This is a genomic window from Salipiger mucosus DSM 16094 (assembly GCF_000442255.1).
GTDB classification, from domain to species: domain Bacteria; phylum Pseudomonadota; class Alphaproteobacteria; order Rhodobacterales; family Rhodobacteraceae; genus Salipiger; species Salipiger mucosus.
In genome coordinates this window covers 110,686-124,587 of the sequence record NZ_KE557274.1, presented here as the reverse complement: position 1 = coordinate 124,587, position 13,902 = coordinate 110,686, and the positions used below count along the sequence as shown (strand labels likewise).

20 protein-coding genes are annotated in these 13,902 nt (G+C 60.6%); 5 read left to right on the top strand and 15 right to left on the bottom strand.

The genetic code is table 11. From position 1 onward, the window contains the following. Positions 1-41 precede the first annotated feature (41 nt). From SALMUC_RS06730 to SALMUC_RS06715, 4 genes are all read right to left on the bottom strand, one after another. On the bottom strand, positions 42-893 hold the full coding sequence (locus SALMUC_RS06730) for a FadR/GntR family transcriptional regulator (RefSeq protein ID WP_084513917.1): 852 nt from the start codon (positions 891-893) through the stop codon (positions 42-44). A 21-nt stretch (positions 894-914) separates the two neighbouring features. Then, the gene (locus SALMUC_RS06725; protein ID WP_020042335.1) at positions 915-1,286 is read right to left on the bottom strand and encodes a hypothetical protein; all 372 of its coding nucleotides are present in this window, start codon (positions 1,284-1,286) and stop codon (positions 915-917) included. Between the two features lie 97 nt (positions 1,287-1,383). Further along, positions 1,384-2,769, bottom strand: a complete 1,386-nt coding sequence (locus SALMUC_RS06720) for an IS1182 family transposase (RefSeq protein ID WP_020038357.1) — start codon at positions 2,767-2,769, stop codon at positions 1,384-1,386. A 148-nt stretch (positions 2,770-2,917) separates the two neighbouring features. Beyond that, positions 2,918-3,751 (bottom strand): metallophosphoesterase family protein, encoded by an 834-nt coding sequence (locus tag SALMUC_RS06715; protein ID WP_198014511.1) that lies wholly within the window; start codon positions 3,749-3,751, stop codon positions 2,918-2,920. Between SALMUC_RS06715 and SALMUC_RS06710 the strand changes: the two genes are divergently transcribed. Next, positions 3,750-4,031, top strand: a complete 282-nt coding sequence (locus SALMUC_RS06710) for a hypothetical protein (RefSeq protein ID WP_020038355.1) — start codon at positions 3,750-3,752, stop codon at positions 4,029-4,031. The two genes, SALMUC_RS06715 and SALMUC_RS06710, sit on opposite strands and share 2 nt — an antisense overlap. A gap of 56 nt (positions 4,032-4,087) precedes the next feature. Continuing rightward, on the top strand, positions 4,088-4,363 hold the full coding sequence (locus SALMUC_RS06705; protein ID WP_020038354.1) for a hypothetical protein: 276 nt from the start codon (positions 4,088-4,090) through the stop codon (positions 4,361-4,363). A 294-nt stretch (positions 4,364-4,657) separates the two neighbouring features. Here the strand turns inward: SALMUC_RS06705 and SALMUC_RS06695 are convergent, their stop codons facing one another. Next, a complete protein-coding gene (locus SALMUC_RS06695) occupies positions 4,658-5,077 on the bottom strand; it encodes a helix-turn-helix domain-containing protein (RefSeq protein WP_020038352.1) in 420 nt (139 codons plus the stop codon). Beyond that, positions 5,077-5,373 (bottom strand): type II toxin-antitoxin system HigB family toxin, encoded by a 297-nt coding sequence (locus tag SALMUC_RS06690; RefSeq protein WP_020038351.1) that lies wholly within the window; start codon positions 5,371-5,373, stop codon positions 5,077-5,079. Before SALMUC_RS06690 ends, SALMUC_RS06695 begins: the two co-directional genes overlap by 1 nt. 189 nt (positions 5,374-5,562) lie before the next feature. Here SALMUC_RS06690 and SALMUC_RS06685 point away from each other — a divergent pair, with 189 nt between their 5' ends. Continuing rightward, positions 5,563-6,000 carry a hypothetical protein gene (locus tag SALMUC_RS06685; protein ID WP_020038350.1) on the top strand — a complete coding sequence of 146 codons (438 nt, stop codon included), beginning with the start codon at positions 5,563-5,565 and terminating at the stop codon, positions 5,998-6,000. Between the two features lie 261 nt (positions 6,001-6,261). Here the strand turns inward: SALMUC_RS06685 and SALMUC_RS29580 are convergent, their stop codons facing one another. Together SALMUC_RS29580 and SALMUC_RS28050 are read right to left on the bottom strand one after the other, a co-directional pair. Then, a complete protein-coding gene (locus SALMUC_RS29580) occupies positions 6,262-6,510 on the bottom strand; it encodes a hypothetical protein (RefSeq protein ID WP_156883405.1) in 249 nt (82 codons plus the stop codon). Positions 6,511-6,609: 99 nt separating this feature from the next. Next, a complete protein-coding gene (locus SALMUC_RS28050) occupies positions 6,610-8,715 on the bottom strand; it encodes a helicase-related protein (RefSeq protein ID WP_021119943.1) in 2,106 nt (701 codons plus the stop codon). 360 nt (positions 8,716-9,075) lie between these two features. On the opposite strand from SALMUC_RS28050, the gene SALMUC_RS06670 reads away from it, so the two are divergent. After that, complete coding sequence (locus tag SALMUC_RS06670) at positions 9,076-9,483, top strand: phasin family protein (protein ID WP_020038347.1); 408 nt, start codon at positions 9,076-9,078, stop codon at positions 9,481-9,483. Between the two features lie 76 nt (positions 9,484-9,559). On the opposite strand, the gene SALMUC_RS06665 is transcribed toward SALMUC_RS06670, so the two are convergent. The 6 genes from SALMUC_RS06665 to SALMUC_RS06640 all read right to left on the bottom strand — a co-directional run bounded on the left by SALMUC_RS06665 (position 9,560) and on the right by SALMUC_RS06640 (position 12,427). Next, a complete protein-coding gene (locus SALMUC_RS06665) occupies positions 9,560-9,946 on the bottom strand; it encodes a hypothetical protein (RefSeq protein WP_020038346.1) in 387 nt (128 codons plus the stop codon). Between the two features lie 139 nt (positions 9,947-10,085). Further along, positions 10,086-10,430, bottom strand: a complete 345-nt coding sequence (locus SALMUC_RS06660; RefSeq protein ID WP_020038345.1) for a hypothetical protein — start codon at positions 10,428-10,430, stop codon at positions 10,086-10,088. A gap of 18 nt (positions 10,431-10,448) precedes the next feature. Continuing rightward, positions 10,449-10,823, bottom strand: a complete 375-nt coding sequence (locus SALMUC_RS06655) for a hypothetical protein (protein ID WP_020038344.1) — start codon at positions 10,821-10,823, stop codon at positions 10,449-10,451. Then, on the bottom strand, positions 10,807-11,355 hold the full coding sequence (locus tag SALMUC_RS06650) for a hypothetical protein (protein ID WP_020038343.1): 549 nt from the start codon (positions 11,353-11,355) through the stop codon (positions 10,807-10,809). The genes SALMUC_RS06655 and SALMUC_RS06650 overlap by 17 nt, the downstream gene beginning before the upstream one ends. A gap of 25 nt (positions 11,356-11,380) precedes the next feature. Beyond that, on the bottom strand, positions 11,381-11,683 hold the full coding sequence (locus SALMUC_RS06645) for a hypothetical protein (RefSeq protein ID WP_020038342.1): 303 nt from the start codon (positions 11,681-11,683) through the stop codon (positions 11,381-11,383). Between the two features lie 102 nt (positions 11,684-11,785). Further along, the gene (locus SALMUC_RS06640) at positions 11,786-12,427 is read right to left on the bottom strand and encodes a hypothetical protein (protein ID WP_020038341.1); all 642 of its coding nucleotides are present in this window, start codon (positions 12,425-12,427) and stop codon (positions 11,786-11,788) included. Between the two features lie 124 nt (positions 12,428-12,551). Here SALMUC_RS06640 and SALMUC_RS06635 point away from each other — a divergent pair, with 124 nt between their 5' ends. Further along, positions 12,552-13,124 (top strand): RNA 2'-phosphotransferase, encoded by a 573-nt coding sequence (locus SALMUC_RS06635; protein ID WP_020038340.1) that lies wholly within the window; start codon positions 12,552-12,554, stop codon positions 13,122-13,124. A gap of 57 nt (positions 13,125-13,181) precedes the next feature. Here the strand turns inward: SALMUC_RS06635 and SALMUC_RS06630 are convergent, their stop codons facing one another. Further along, positions 13,182-13,802, bottom strand: coding sequence for an ApaLI family restriction endonuclease (locus SALMUC_RS06630; protein ID WP_020038339.1), 621 nt, complete (start codon positions 13,800-13,802; stop codon positions 13,182-13,184). Between the last annotated feature and the right edge of the window lie 100 nt (positions 13,803-13,902).

Sequence of the window (13,902 nt, the reverse complement as noted above, 5' to 3'; positions counted from 1 at the left end):
TTATCGGAGTTCCCGGACATGACGACGTATGGAGCGCCGGCTCAGCCCTTGAGTGTCGGGAGGCCCAGATCAAAAACCGTGGTGCCCCGAGAATCCAGAAGCGCGGTGTCCACGAGTTCGGTCATCAGCCGACGTGCGCCCACCGGGTCGCGGGCCTCGATCCGCTCGAAGACCGCCGCATGCTCATCCACGGGGTTGCGCGTGTGCGGGTTGGACATGTCGCGGTAGCGAAACGCCGTCGTGTGGGCAACCGCCGCACAGATCCCCGCTTCCAGCGAATGCAGCACCGGGTTGTGCGAGCCAACCAAGATCGCGCGATGAAAGCTCGCGTCGGCTGCATGCCAACTGTCCTCGGTCATGTCGCAGTAACGCATCGCGTGCAGCGCATCGCGGAACAGCTGCAAGTCCTCTTCGGTGCGCCGCTCGGCGGCAAAAGCAGCCGCCGGAGGTTCGATCATTGCCCGCATCTCGTAGAGGGCCCGGATATACCAGTCGGGCGGCTTTCCGGTCTCGAAGCTCCAGCGCACGACGTCGGGATCGAGCAGGGACCATTTCTCGCGAGGCGTGACACGGGTGCCGCTGCGCGTCCGGGTCACCAGCATACCCTTGCCAACCAGGCGACGCACAGCCTCTCTATAGGCGCCCCGTGAGATGCCGGTCTCGGCCAGGAAGTCCATCTCCTTGGGAATTGCCTCGCCGCAGGCATAGGTGCCCGAGACGATCTGGCGTCCCAGCCAGTCTGCAATGGACTCGTTCTTGCGTTTCTCCGGCCTTGCGTCCGTATCATAAGACACGGCAGGGAATGATGTTTTGTCCGACATATTCCCATATGTATGGATTTGCACCTGCAGGTCAATCGGCCTTCGAGCAGGACGGACCGAGGCCACCGTCATCCGTTGGCTACAAATCCAAGCCTAGCCCTCGATCATGTAGACCGGAGAGCTGCTGCCATCACGCCGCTCGAAAACGACGGTGTTGTCGGAAATCACGGGCACGCTGCAGAATTCGCGGCCGGTCAGGAACTCCGGCGCAGAATAGGTGCTGCAGACTTCCTGAGTATCGGCGGTGTAGGTGCCGACGATTTCCTCTCCGCGGAGGCTCCCGCCAACCGTTCCATCAGGGTTGAACAGGAACACTCCGCCATTTTCGGTCACCAGACGCTTACCGATGAACGTGTCGACGACCGTGGCTGTCTCCATGGTTTGGCTGCCCATGTTTTCCGGCGTGGCCTGGCACGCTGCCACGCCCAGGCCAACCAGGGCCAAAAATACAATGCGCTTCATCATTCCCTCCCAAAATCTTCAACAATATGATTCTGTGGAAAAACACCCGTTCGCAAGCGCAGAATATCGATTGCAGAACACGGGGCGTGCGCCTTTCCTGTCAGGCTTTTCGCGGTTGCTGCGGTGCAGGAAGGATCTTGGCCAGTTTGCGGAGGTTTTGGGCGGTTGCGGCAAGAAGGAATTCGTCATTTGCGCCGCGTGGACCACGTAATCGCAGCCTGTTCAGGCCAAGGATCCGTTTGAGGTGGGCAAAGAGCATCTCGACCTTCTTCCTCAGCTTCATCGAGATCACATACTGCTCGGTTTTGGCGATCTCGCGAGCGACCTCCCGGGCATCTTCATGTTCTTCGCGAGTGATCTTGCGGGCATCCGCATTCGGGCAGCACTTCGCTTTTGATGGGCATGCCTGACAGACCTCTTTCAGCGCCCGATAGCGGGCTGTGCCCTTGCCGGTTGGCCCGCGGTTCGGATCGGAATAGTTCCGGCGGAACTGCTTCAGCTCATGCCCCTCGGGGCAGATGTATTGGTCGTTCTCCGCATCCCATTCAAAGTCGACGCGTGTCCAAGTCCCATCGGATCGTCCGGATTTGTCGAAAACGGGGATATGCGGGGCAATCTTGCGCTCGACCAACCAGCCCAGCATCGGCCCGCTGCCATAGGCCGTGTCCGCGATCAGGCGTTCGGGATGGAGGGCGAACTTGGTCTTCACACGCTCCAGCATGGTCTTGGTCGCACCGACCTCGGCCTGCCGAATGGACCTGGTGGCTTCGACATCTACGATTACGCCATGGTCGGTGTCGATCAGGTAGTTGTCAGAATAGCTGAAGAAAGCCGGACCCTTACGTGCGGCCGTCCACTGGCTGGCCGGGTCGGAATGCGACGTGAACTTCGGCTGCACCTCGCTGGCAGCACCGAACGCTGCCTCGTCCAGAGTCTCAAGATACTCGCGAACGGCCCGCGGGGCATCAGCAGGATCGACCTGCGCCGGATCCCACTCCTCCTTCGGAGTCGAGTTCTGCTTGTTGGCATCGGCTTCGATCAGGCTCGCGTCGATGGCCATGCGCTGTCCGCTGACCAGGCCCTCTTCGATGCACCGCGCGACGGTCGTCTCAAACAGGTGGCGGAGCAGTTCGCTCTCGCGGAAACGACCATGGCGGTTCTTCGAGAAGGTGGAATGGTCCGGAACCCGATCGCTGAGGTCCAAGCGGCAAAACCAGCGATACGCCAGGTTCAGATGGACCTCCTCGCAGAGCCGCCGCTCGGACCGGATACCAAAGCAGTATCCGACCAGGAGCATGCGGATCAGCAATTCGGGATCGACGGAGGGGCGCCCTGTGTGACTGTAGAAATCGGCAAGGTAGGCGCGGATGCTGCTGAGATCGACGAACCGATCAATGGATCGAAGCAGATGATCCCGGGGGACGTGATCTTCCAGCGAGAACTCGTAGAACAGCGCTGGCTGCGCCTCCTGCTTGGATCCCATCATCGCCATTCCTCCCGCCCGTTGGCGGAATTGAATCAGCAAGATGCCCCTCGATCAAGCGCGAGTTTTTCAACAAAATAATATGAAAAATGAAACTCGATTCGGTGTGACCTTGGCAAGAAATGATGTCGGTCAGCTTCCTTGGCTCTCGTCACACGTACACCCGCACAGGCTCCGCGAGACCAAGACCGCGCACCTGGATGCCGTTCATGAGCTCGTCCGCGTAGCTGATGTGGTGGTGGCCGTGAAAGATCACTTTGGCCCCCATGTCGTCAGCAAGCTGATCCAGGGCAAGAAAGCCGTGCGGTGACACGGCGCTGGGCGCCTCGTGAGTGAGGAGGATATCCGCGCCGATCTGCTTGATGCGCTCGGCGTCGGACGGAAAGATCGAGCTGCGATGACGCAAGGGAAGGCCGCCGCGCCAGGCGCAGTCCTTCTCCTGCAGGAAGGTCTCCGGGCATTGGTAACGTGCCGGGTCCTCGTAGTGCATCTCCGGGTACCAGATCTGCCCGCGAAAGACGCCGCCCAGCGCCGCGACCCGAAGCCCGCTGCTTTTCAGTGTACGGACCCCGCCGTGCAGGTGCCCCTCGGGAAAGCTCTCGAAGGTAGCGTCATGGATCTCGGGGGAGTCCGTGTCGTGGTTCCCGTGGGTCCAGATGATCTCGATGTCTTCCTCCAGGAGCTCGGCCAGCTCCGAGCGGATCGGACGGATGCGTTCGGGCTCATCCTTCGGGGCCGTCATGTCGCCGGCGATGAGCATCGCGTCGGGACGTTTCGCACTGCAGGCATCGATCAGCGGTGCGTAGTTTCCGTGCGGGTCTCCGTAGACCAGGAGTCGTGTTTCTTGTTCTTCATGTTGTCGGGCCTTTATCAGTGACCCGCAGATGACAGATCCGGGTAAACACCCGATTTCTTTGTAGAAGTGACTCCGAAACCCTCCGGAAATCGCGCGACCGTATCCTGTGTGGAGGAGGAGTTTCCACATGCCTGATCCAACGACGCCCGCCATCCATGCGCACCTTCGAAGCCTGTCCGATGCCGGTGGTGACAGGATGCGATCAGCCCAGAAGTCGGCCGGCGACCAGTTCCAGGTCGGAGCGGATGCGCTCTATGCCTGGGGAACCGCGCGCAGCGTCTCGGACATCATGAAAATGCAGTCCGAGTTCGCCCGCAGCACCATGCATTTCATGACCGCCTTCTGGGCCGCGGCGGCCGGGCAGCAGACGACGCCCTCTCCCGAGGAACAGGCTGGCGACCGGTCTTAAATCGGCGGCAACCCGGGCCGGGTACCACATCGGCATTCCAGACAGAGGATTTCAGAATGCCTGACCACAACGATGACGCCCATTCCGCCAGCCGCTTGGCGACCCTTCCGTTCGACATGGCGGCCGGTGCCCGGTCGCGCTTCCTGAATTTCGTGGAGATCGGCATCGAGGCCATCGAGGCGCTGCCCGACGCCCGCAACCCGGTCGACTTCCTGAAAATTCAGGATCGAGCAGCGCAGCGCTTCGCTCGGGAAGCCACCCGGGGAGTTCGCACAGCTATCGGCTTCCAGCTGCAGTTCATGGCCGGGATCATGTCGGTTGGAGTCCGATGACGCCTGACGCGACAGATCCCCGAAAGTCATTTCGCGAGACGCGAGCATATCTCGGGACGTGTCTCGCGGGTCTGCATCTGGCGTTCGCCATCGTCGCCCTGGTTCTCGAGGTCTCCACCGAAGAGGCCGGCCGGCTGGAATTTGTGTTGCCAGTCTATGTTCTAGTCATGGCTCTTTTCGGGCTGATGGCCGTGGCATGGCTACTGACAGCTGGCGGCAAATGCACGGGAAGCCGAGAAGTAACCGACCGGCATTCGGTCCGCGACGGCGCTGAGTAACTTCCAACTCCCCGCTTCAGAATCGACTGGAAGGGCGGGATCGAACACCGCGGTGAGCAGGCTCGAGGTCTAGTTGGTACGGCTTCACAAGGCATTCAGCCGGGACGTGCCATTCGTTACTGATTTTATAGATCATCTCTACAGTCAGCGCGCGCTTGCGGTTCAGTACTTCTGAGGCACGAGGACGAGACCCGAGCAGGTCGGCCAAATCTTTCTGGGTACGTCCCGTGGCTTCCATATGGGCCCTAAGCAAATCCACGGGCTCGAGTTCCGGCATGGGGAAATGGCGATCCTCATAGGACTCGATGAGCTCTGCAAGCACGTCAAAACGGTCAGCTTCTGGCGTTCCCGGCGTGGGTTGATTGTCGAAGTAGGGGGTGATTTCAGCCAGAGCCCAATCCAGATCGTCTTGGGTGCGGATCGGTCGAATGTCCATCAGATCGTCTCCGGGTTGATCTTGTCGTACTCTTTGTGGGTGCCGATAAACTTGATCAGCGCCCGGCGATACGGGTAAGCGAAGTGGACGATCAGGCGGTATTTGTTGCCTCCGATGTCAAAGATAACCCGGTTATCTCCCACGAAGTCGACGGACGTTCCGAAGGCCCTCTTCACGTCCGCCGGGCCAGCCCAATCGGCCTTGTCAGCGATTGCATACCATGCCTGCAAAGGAGCTTCGGCCCTGGGCTCGCGCAACCAAAATGCCCGAAGGGTCGACTTGGCAATGACCTGCATTCCTGCTCCACTGTTCCCATATTGGGAATATGGTGCATGGAGGTGCTCTAGTCAACCGCTTGTTGACCGCACACCCTCTCTGAACGGAGGTCTGGAGCCTGAGTGCCAAGTCGGAAAACAGCACTGAGGTCCACTAGAGAATTGCATGCGGGCGACCATCTCCGTCAGCAACAGACAAGGATATCCACCATGACCAAGATGACCGCAGAGCAAGCCTTGGAAGGCATTCGGGCCCGGATGCAAGGCGAGTGGGACAACCCGTGCCTGCAGGCGCTGGGCCCGCTCGGAGAGAAGGAGGACGATATCCAGCGCCTGCTGGAGATGCCGGAAATGGCACCGGAGGCTGAGAAAGACCTCGACCCCGACACCCTTTTCGTCGTGAACTTCAATAACGACTTCCGTGAGACCGCGATGACATTCCCAAATCGCCGGGACGCGGTTGCCCAGGTCGCGACGGAACTCGGGTACGATGGTGATGCGGACCTGAATTCCGCGGAGTTCTGGGACGAGATCGCGGAGAACTATAACGAGGGTTCCTGGAAGGGCCTGAACGTCAGCGAGTTGAACACCCGGACGCTGGAAATGCAGCCCATCGAGCGGCCGGAGCCCGCGGCGCCGGCGCCCTGATTGGGGGTCATTGCGATGCATCGAGGACCAGGCCCAGCGCCTGGTCTTTTTTGTGGTGATGCCGGAAAGATCAGTCCGAGGCTTCGAGGGATCGTCGCCTCTCCGCGTTTCGAAGTGCATCGTCGAAAGCCTCAAAGGCGTCCAGAAGACTCGTGTCTCCCAGTTCTTCGAGAGTGCTGTGGAGCTGGGAGAGCTGGTCGCTGGCCTGCTCGAGCCAGTCGGGCTCGGCTGCCGAGAAAGCGCGGGCGGATCCCGGGCAGCTCATGAGGCCGGCCGAATCTGAGCCGCTTGGGCATCCATTTCTTCCAGATCCAGGTCGTGATCAACACGTGCGCACAGGCCGGGCGTGAACCGGTTGATGCCGCGCGCACAGCCGACGCAGTAGTAGCCATGAGTGCCGACATTGAAGAACTGGGCATCGTTTTGGTTACATCGCGTGGTGTTGCAGATGCCGCCGAACACGGTGCCTTTGTCACCTGAGTGTTTGGGGTAGCGATTGGGGTGTTTCAAGAGATCTTTGGTCCTTCTTTCTGTTCAATGTCTCTCAACGCGCTGGACGGTGGCAGACTTCCGCTACCGTCCAGCGGAGAATGCTCTTCAGTCCTGTTTTCAGAGATAGTCATCGAAATGATCGGTGAAAAAGCAGGCGTCGCAGAACCTGTGGGGGTGCGACCATGGAAGTGGCTTGTCGCAATCCGGACAGGTTCTCTGGAAGAGGTCCCGCGATGCCATGGCTTCCATGAGGCCGGCCGTGTACTTTTCCCACTGCGTCTCGACTTCTGCCTGATTGATCCGCTGTCCTCGGTCCTGGCGGCAGAACCAGCGCGCAACGGTCAGGCAGCGTCCGATCTCCGTCCATCGGGACAGTTTTGCATCTGTACCCGGTTTCGAAGAGGGCGTTTTCGGAACGGGCCAGGTCCCCTTTTTCCGAAGCGAGGCCATGCCGGCGGAAAGTGCTTTTGTCGCCGGATCGAGGGAATCGTCCCCGATGGGCGCCGTGAAGCAGAAGGGCGCACGCTCATCAGTGGCTGCTTCGTGTTTGTCCGCGATCTCTGCTGCCAGATCGAGATCGGGACCAGTGTCCAGTCGCCATCCTGGCGGGAGGACATTGCGATACGAGCGGATGTCGTGAATGTACGTGCTCCAGCCTGCCGGCTCCGGGAGTTTGGACAAGAACTCAGGGCGAAACCTCACGCCAGGGTTCTCCCAGTCGTAGTCCAGATCATCGTCTTCGAAGTCTGCGTCCAGTGCATCTTGAACAATGGTCTCGTCGAGGCCTGACAAAACTCCGGCGTAGCCGGGGTTGTCGTGGCCACGCCCGGCACGACCCGCAATCTGGCGGATCTCGTGAGGCTCGAGAAAACGGTTAGTGTAGCCGTCGAACTTCACCACTGCGCCGAAGATCACACGTTTGATCGGCAGGTTGAGGCCCATGCCGATAGCATCCGTCGCGACAAGGACCTCTGCTTCTCCGGTCGCAAATCGTTCGGCTTCCCGGCGGCGGACCTCCGGTGGGAGGGCACCGAAGATCACGGCGACGCTCCTTCCTTTCCCGCGCAGTTTCGCGCGGGTGGCCATGATTTGTCGGCGAGAGAAGACGACCACTGCATCACCGGGCTTGCATTTTTTGACAGGTTGGCTGAGAGCATGGAGTTCGGACTTGCGCTCGTACTCGATGATTTCGACGGTTTCACCAGTTTGTTCGAGGACCGCTTCAATCCAGGGCAGGGCATCGGCCGCCCCGGCCAGATGGATTTCCTTTGCTGGTGCTGCCAGTAGCGCCCTGGTCCATGCGGCACCGCGATCAGGATCAGACAACATCTGCACCTCATCGATGACGACGACATCCACTTCCCGATCCGGAGACAATGACTCGATGGTGCATGAGAGGTGCGTTGAGTGTTGGACGCCGATTTCTTCCTCTCCGGTTCGGAGGCCGGTATCCACACCGAGTTCGTTGAGGCGGTCGTATCCCTCCATGGCCAGCAGTCGCAGCGGAGCTGCATAGATCCCGGTCTGCGCGGCGGCGAGCTGCTTCAAGGCCTCGTGGGTCTTGCCGGAGTTCGTTGGGCCAGAATGAAAGACGATCCGACGCTCCATGTTGCGAGCAACCGGATAGGCCTGCCCAGGTGCGTCCATGCAAAGATCTTCCCGGACTTTCTTGCGCCGTTTTTTGTCGGCTTTCCTTTGGGCGCGCTCATCTTCTTCCCATGCCGAGACGAGAGGCATCCAGGAATTGACATCGGCCTCCGAGAACCTTGGCTTATTTTTTGGGGGGTTGGGACGGTTGGGGCGCCCGCTGATGTTACGCCCGCTGATGCCATTACTGGTATGGATGCGCCCAGCGCGCCACCACTTCACAAACTCCTCGTGCGAAATCCCTAGTCGATGACGTACTTGACTTGCTGTGAGAAGAGGACGGCTGCGCCTATCGATGTACTTCTGGATGGACTCCCGGATCCGGTTTTCGGAACGGCTAGGTTTGTGCTTGTTCCAAATATTTAGAATTGCTTTTTGGTTTGGCGTCCACCCGAGCTCGTGAGCAACCTTGAGGATGGTTTCTCCTTCAGGAGTGTGTCTCAGGTGCGGCGGGAGTTCTTTCTGGTCAGTTGAGATGGGAGTGCCCTTCCGTCTTCTGGCAGTTTCGAAAAGGTTAAAACATGACGGTTGGCGCAGCAAGAATAAAGTATCGCTCAGCCCGCGGTTTTCGCTCAATGCTGTTCAGTTCTATTCATGACTTGTGGAGGCTTCGCAGAGGTCGTCAGGTCCCTTGAAGACCAACCGGAGATAGCACGCGGCGACGTGGGTCAGGGTTCGCCTTCCGTCCCGTCCTGCGCGGGAGAAAAGATTGGAGCCCGCTATGGTACCCATGCGGGAAGACCGGTCACTGGGCTGCTGGCGAGACCGCGACGTTCAGGAACGAGACCCTACACTTGGAGCTGCGGCTTTGGTGCCGGTGCGGAGTTTTGGAGGCCTGATGCGCGACCTGGGGGTTGAAATGCTGCACTGCAGCAATCATGTATGATGAGAACTCAGGAACACAGCCCGGAACGGGGCCCCGAAAGGAGACACGACATGGCAAACCAGACCGATTTCACGAAGATGTTCGCCGACATGCCGAACATGATGGACACCAAGGCGTTTGAAGACGGCTTCAAGACTGCGGCCGAATTCAACGAGAAGCTCGCGGGCGTCATGTTCGACAGCGCCTCGAAGGCAACGGACGTCGTGGCCGGATCCGCGAAGGAGGCCTTCGGGAACGTGCGGACGCTGACCGCCGCGCGCAGCGAACCGACGGCCTATGGCCAAGTTTTCAGCGACTTCGTGCAGGCGCAGATGCAGGTCGGCCAGCGCACCACCGAGGCACTTGCCGAGATCGCGCAGTCCGCCGGTGGCGAGTTCACCGGGATCGCGCAGAAGGCCGGCGAGGAGACCGCGGGGAAGGCGGCAACCGCTGCCAAGACTGCCACCAAGGCAGCCTGACAGGCTCGGTATCGGGGACAGGACAGACAGCCTTAGCAAGGCAACTGCGGCGGGTTCGGATCGAGCCCGCCGTTTTTTATGTGTCGGGGTAGGTCTGCCGGCACTGGGAGACGCGCGATTGGTAGGCGACTTGCCGCTCGGCCAGCTGCCCGCGCAGTCGCTCGAGCTTCTTGCGCTCCTCGGAGACATCGATGGCGACGGGTTGTTCGCGCGGGCCGTTGTCCGTCCCGATGCAGGTAGAGACGCCGATCCTGCCGCGACCGCTGCCGGTGCAGATGCCAACCGATGTGCGAGGCTCGCGGGACACGTAGATGGCGTAGCCGCGCTCGATGTTGCCCTCCACGATCTCGATACGTGCTTCCAGCTCGCTCAGACGGGTCCGTGCTTCGGCGGCGCATTTCTCCTGTGGGGAAGCGCATGCGCCCAGCGCGATCAGAAGCAGGATTGCGGAGGTGGATCTCATCTGATGTCTCGCATTCGTTTCACTATGCACCGAGAGCACGCCTGCTCAATTGAATTACAGAGTTCGGTGCCGAGGTACGTCAAGTCGGCTCGATCCATTTCAAGGCGAGCCGCCCCATGGTCCTGGCGCGGATACCGGCTCAGCGGTCAGCCGGCGGGCCGTCTCGATTTGGTCCCGGACAATCTCCCGAACGCGCGCGTGCAGCTCCGGCGTGTCGTCCTCCGCATCGACCGTATAGTGGATCATAGTGGATCGCGGCGCCGAAGTGGCCATCGTACTCAACGTTCGAGATGCCATCGACCTCTGGCTCGCGCCGCGTACCGGCCGGCGGATCCCCGAGGCGTACGAGAAGGTGGTCGTCGTAGTCGATCAGCTCCCCCCATTTCTCCGCCTTGCAGAGGATCCGGAAGGACTCGGTGTCGACCTCGATGCAGTAAGCCGTGCGCTGGGCCTCAGGCGCTCCGATGGTGATGTCTGTCTGCATGGTGCGTGTCCTTTGGGGTCATGGCGCGGGAGAGAGGTCTTCCTGTTGCGCGATTTCGCGGGCCACCTTGACCTGTTCCCGCACGATGTCCCGGATCCGCTCGTGCAGCTCGGGCGTGTCGTCCTCTCCGCGGACCTCGTATTGGATGAGGCCGTCGCACTCGGAATCGAAAAACAGGCTCTCGACCCCTTCGACTTCGGAATTATCCGGGACCCAGCGTCGTCCCTGGATCCAGCGTGGTCTCTGGACGATGCGGCTTTCCAGGTGATCTGCCGGATCGATTTTTTCCTCGGCCTCGGCCTCCGAGATCGCCTGCAGGTCCGCCTGATCGATCTCGATGACGTACTGGGCACGTTCCAGTTCCGGTTCGCTGATTTCAATATCTGTGGTCATGGATGAGTTCTCCTCGTTTCATGCGCCGACGCGGGGCAGGGCCCTGTTTGGTCGGTCGAAGCGGGTCGGGTGTCTCCGAGACCGAGATCCTGAATTTTCCGGTCCGGGTGCGGTGGGCGCGCAGCGGGAAGTCAACGGCCATGCGCGAGAACAACATGCTGTTGACCAGCGCGTAGTCGGACGGCGTCCTGGCGGCCATCACGACGGTCACGCCGGCGTCCCGGGCGCGTCCGGCATCGATGGCGCCCTGAACGGAGCAGTCGCGATTGATGACGACCAGCGGGTGCCTGTCCGGGGTGGCGCGTTGGTGGCGCCCGGAGATCGAATTCAGAGTGTGGCTCGGATAGTGCGCGCTTCGCAGATCATGAAGGACCCAGGGCAAGTCATCCGCCTTATGGGACCTCGCGACCGCGCGGCGTAGGGCCTCGGCCGCCTTCGGGCATGCGAGACCGGCGGGCTGCACGATGATGTGCTGGCCCACCAGGTTCCGTTTCGCGGGGTCGCGGAACAGTCTGAAAATCGATCTCAGCATTTTCAGGATCTTTCCGGCGCGGCCTTTACCAGAGAGGCGTGTCGTGACGGTCGCTGGAGAGCTCCTGGTTGTAGTCGTGGTCATCCACTTCGATCTCGCCCTCGACCGGAATGGTGAGGTTCATGGGCGCCTCGTGCGACCGGTTGTAGGTGTGCACGCGGACGTGATCGTTCTCGAGCTCGATCCAGACCGAGCGGCCGTCGTCAGTGTGCAGCTCGACCGCGTCGTCCTTCAGCGACAGCTTGGCATCGATGCTGGCCGGCGCACGAGAGTCGCGCGCCTCGTCCGGCTGGTGGTCCTCGAGTCGCAGGCGTGCTTCGGTTGTCATTGGTCTCTCCTCTTTTTTTCTTAAAATCTGATGTGCCGGCCTTCGTGAAAGTGAAAGACATGGATTGTCTTGGTCAGGACGCCATCGGCGCCGGGCCCATGATCACGCCGGCCCCGGGAAGACATCGGCCGTGAGCAGGTCGTGCTCCGGATCCGCCGCGGGGATGTCGTGCTTCAGCGTGCCGGCGAAAGCTTTGAAGTAAAAGCTGTTGCGGGCCTCGCGCCACTCGCGGAGGAGTTCCTTGTCGGTCAAGTTGTGCAGACCGGTGGTGCCCTCGAGCTGCGCGTTGTCGATGAAATCGGTGTCGCCGAAGTCTTCCCAGCTGTTGATCGCTTGGGCCGCCGCGGTGATGACGAGGCGCTCGATGAGATCGTTGCGTTCGATCTGCAGCTCGGCGCCGTCCTTGCCCTCGATCTTGAGCATCGTTGTCGGGCATTCAAGGGGCACGATCTCCGGGTCTTCGTGGTCGAAGACCAGCTTCCCGGCGTCGAGGAGCGCGAAGTAGTCGTCCTTAATGTTGTCCCAGTGATCGGAAAGTTTCGCGTTGTCCCAACGGGCCAGGCCCAGGCCGCGGTTCTCGACCAGGTCCAGCAGTCCGTCGTATTCCATGTCGTCGTTGGCGGCGATCAACATGGAGCTGATCTCGAAATTCGAGGCCATCCGGATGACACTCTCGCGGGCAAATGATGTCAGTTCCCCGTTGGCATCGTATGCCGAGACGGGCGACTTGGGGTGCATGGACATGGGGTCTCCCTTTTCTAATCTATTCATGTGTCACATGCGAAGATTTCGTGCAAGTCATAAGAATAGTGTTGACCGGGTCTGCGTGTTCGGGCACGGATTTCGGCAGGAGAACAGAGAGTGCGTCATGCCAGACCTCGAGAAGAAATCCCGCCTGCTTGCGCGCGTACTGCGCCATGAGCCAGGCCTGATCGGCATAGAGCTCGACCGAGGCGGTTGGGCGGCCGAATCCGACATCCTGAACGGCTGCCGTGGGGTGGGAGTGTCGATGACCCGCTCCGAGCTGCACGAGATCGTCCAGTCCGACGAAAAGGCCCGCTTCACACGCAACAAATTCAGGATCCGTGCCGCGCAGGGTCACTCCTTCCAGGTCGATCTCGGTCTCGAGCCACGTCAGCCGCCCGTCAGCCTCCTTCACGGGACCGCCACGAAGAGACTGGATTCCATTTTCAGAACCGGTCTGGACGGCAGGAAGCGTATTTTCGTTCACCTACATGACCATGCATCCACGGCGCTCAGTGTCGGACGCCGGCATGGCAGCCCGGTCATTCTCCGTGTGGCCGCCCAACGCATGGCCCAGGATGGCCACGTCTTTTACAAAGCCGACAACGGTGTCTGGCTGACCGAAAGCGTGCCTGTCGGCTATCTCGAGGTGCATGGATTCGAGCATGATTTCCCGGCTTTCGACGATCTCGAATAGGCCCGCGACGCGGCGCAAGTGAGAGAGCACCGAAATCAGGATGTCGACACTCCAGCCTCAATGCACGGTGGGCTGCTCCTGAAGGATCGTCCGAAGGTCGATCCCGGTTTGCTCGCGGATGAACCTGAAAGCGTCATCTCCCTTGTGGTAGGACCCGCCCACGCCGCGGTAGTGGGCCGCGAGGTTCTTCTGGATCCGGATCGCGCTCGGGCGCTTTGGCTCGAAGAACATCAGGCGGACCGGCGTGTAGCCGGCATCCCGGGTGGCCTCGACGCGCTGGGCCTCCTTGCGGACGTGATCCCCGTCGGTGGTAGCATCCCGCCACTTGATCTCGATGGCATCGGTGTCCTCGACCAGGCAATCGATCTCGAATTTCTTGGGGCTGTCGCCGACCGTGTTGGGGATCAGGGCACGGCCTGCCCCCGGGAAGGCCCGCTGAAGGCAATGCCGAGCGACCTCCTCCATCATCGTTCCCGTGTGGCGATAGACGAGGCGACTGATACTCTGGTGGAGATCAATGTTCGTCGCATCCTCGGCCGAGACGCCCAGCGCCGCGAAGGCCATGTGATGGCCGGTGCTTTCCTCCAGGAGCTCCGTCTTGCGAGACTGGATACGAGCCTGTAGCGCGTTCCGATGGCGCGCCACGATGGCTTCGATCTCCTCTGTGTAAGACAACATCTATGCTTCGCTCAAATGGTCTCCTCTTCATATTCCAGCGAAGGATAGAAAGTCGTTAACGGGAGATAGGAAGCCGTTGACGTTCGTGTTGGCAGGACGC

Coding starts and splice junctions, on each gene's coding strand:
- SALMUC_RS06730 (WP_084513917.1), bottom strand. CDS start 893: ATGACGGTGGCCTCGGTCCGTCCTGCTCGAAGGCCGATTGACCTGCAG.
- SALMUC_RS06725 (WP_020042335.1), bottom strand. CDS start 1,286: ATGATGAAGCGCATTGTATTTTTGGCCCTGGTTGGCCTGGGCGTGGCA.
- SALMUC_RS06720 (WP_020038357.1), bottom strand. CDS start 2,769: ATGATGGGATCCAAGCAGGAGGCGCAGCCAGCGCTGTTCTACGAGTTC.
- SALMUC_RS06710 (WP_020038355.1), top strand. CDS start 3,750: ATGCCTGATCCAACGACGCCCGCCATCCATGCGCACCTTCGAAGCCTG.
- SALMUC_RS06715 (WP_198014511.1), bottom strand. CDS start 3,751: ATGTGGAAACTCCTCCTCCACACAGGATACGGTCGCGCGATTTCCGGA.
- SALMUC_RS06705 (WP_020038354.1), top strand. CDS start 4,088: ATGCCTGACCACAACGATGACGCCCATTCCGCCAGCCGCTTGGCGACC.
- SALMUC_RS06695 (WP_020038352.1), bottom strand. CDS start 5,077: ATGGACATTCGACCGATCCGCACCCAAGACGATCTGGATTGGGCTCTG.
- SALMUC_RS06690 (WP_020038351.1), bottom strand. CDS start 5,373: ATGCAGGTCATTGCCAAGTCGACCCTTCGGGCATTTTGGTTGCGCGAG.
- SALMUC_RS06685 (WP_020038350.1), top strand. CDS start 5,563: ATGACCAAGATGACCGCAGAGCAAGCCTTGGAAGGCATTCGGGCCCGG.
- SALMUC_RS06670 (WP_020038347.1), top strand. CDS start 9,076: ATGGCAAACCAGACCGATTTCACGAAGATGTTCGCCGACATGCCGAAC.
- SALMUC_RS06665 (WP_020038346.1), bottom strand. CDS start 9,946: ATGAGATCCACCTCCGCAATCCTGCTTCTGATCGCGCTGGGCGCATGC.
- SALMUC_RS06660 (WP_020038345.1), bottom strand. CDS start 10,430: ATGCAGACAGACATCACCATCGGAGCGCCTGAGGCCCAGCGCACGGCT.
- SALMUC_RS06655 (WP_020038344.1), bottom strand. CDS start 10,823: ATGACCACAGATATTGAAATCAGCGAACCGGAACTGGAACGTGCCCAG.
- SALMUC_RS06650 (WP_020038343.1), bottom strand. CDS start 11,355: ATGCTGAGATCGATTTTCAGACTGTTCCGCGACCCCGCGAAACGGAAC.
- SALMUC_RS06645 (WP_020038342.1), bottom strand. CDS start 11,683: ATGACAACCGAAGCACGCCTGCGACTCGAGGACCACCAGCCGGACGAG.
- SALMUC_RS06640 (WP_020038341.1), bottom strand. CDS start 12,427: ATGTCCATGCACCCCAAGTCGCCCGTCTCGGCATACGATGCCAACGGG.
- SALMUC_RS06635 (WP_020038340.1), top strand. CDS start 12,552: ATGCCAGACCTCGAGAAGAAATCCCGCCTGCTTGCGCGCGTACTGCGC.
- SALMUC_RS06630 (WP_020038339.1), bottom strand. CDS start 13,802: ATGTTGTCTTACACAGAGGAGATCGAAGCCATCGTGGCGCGCCATCGG.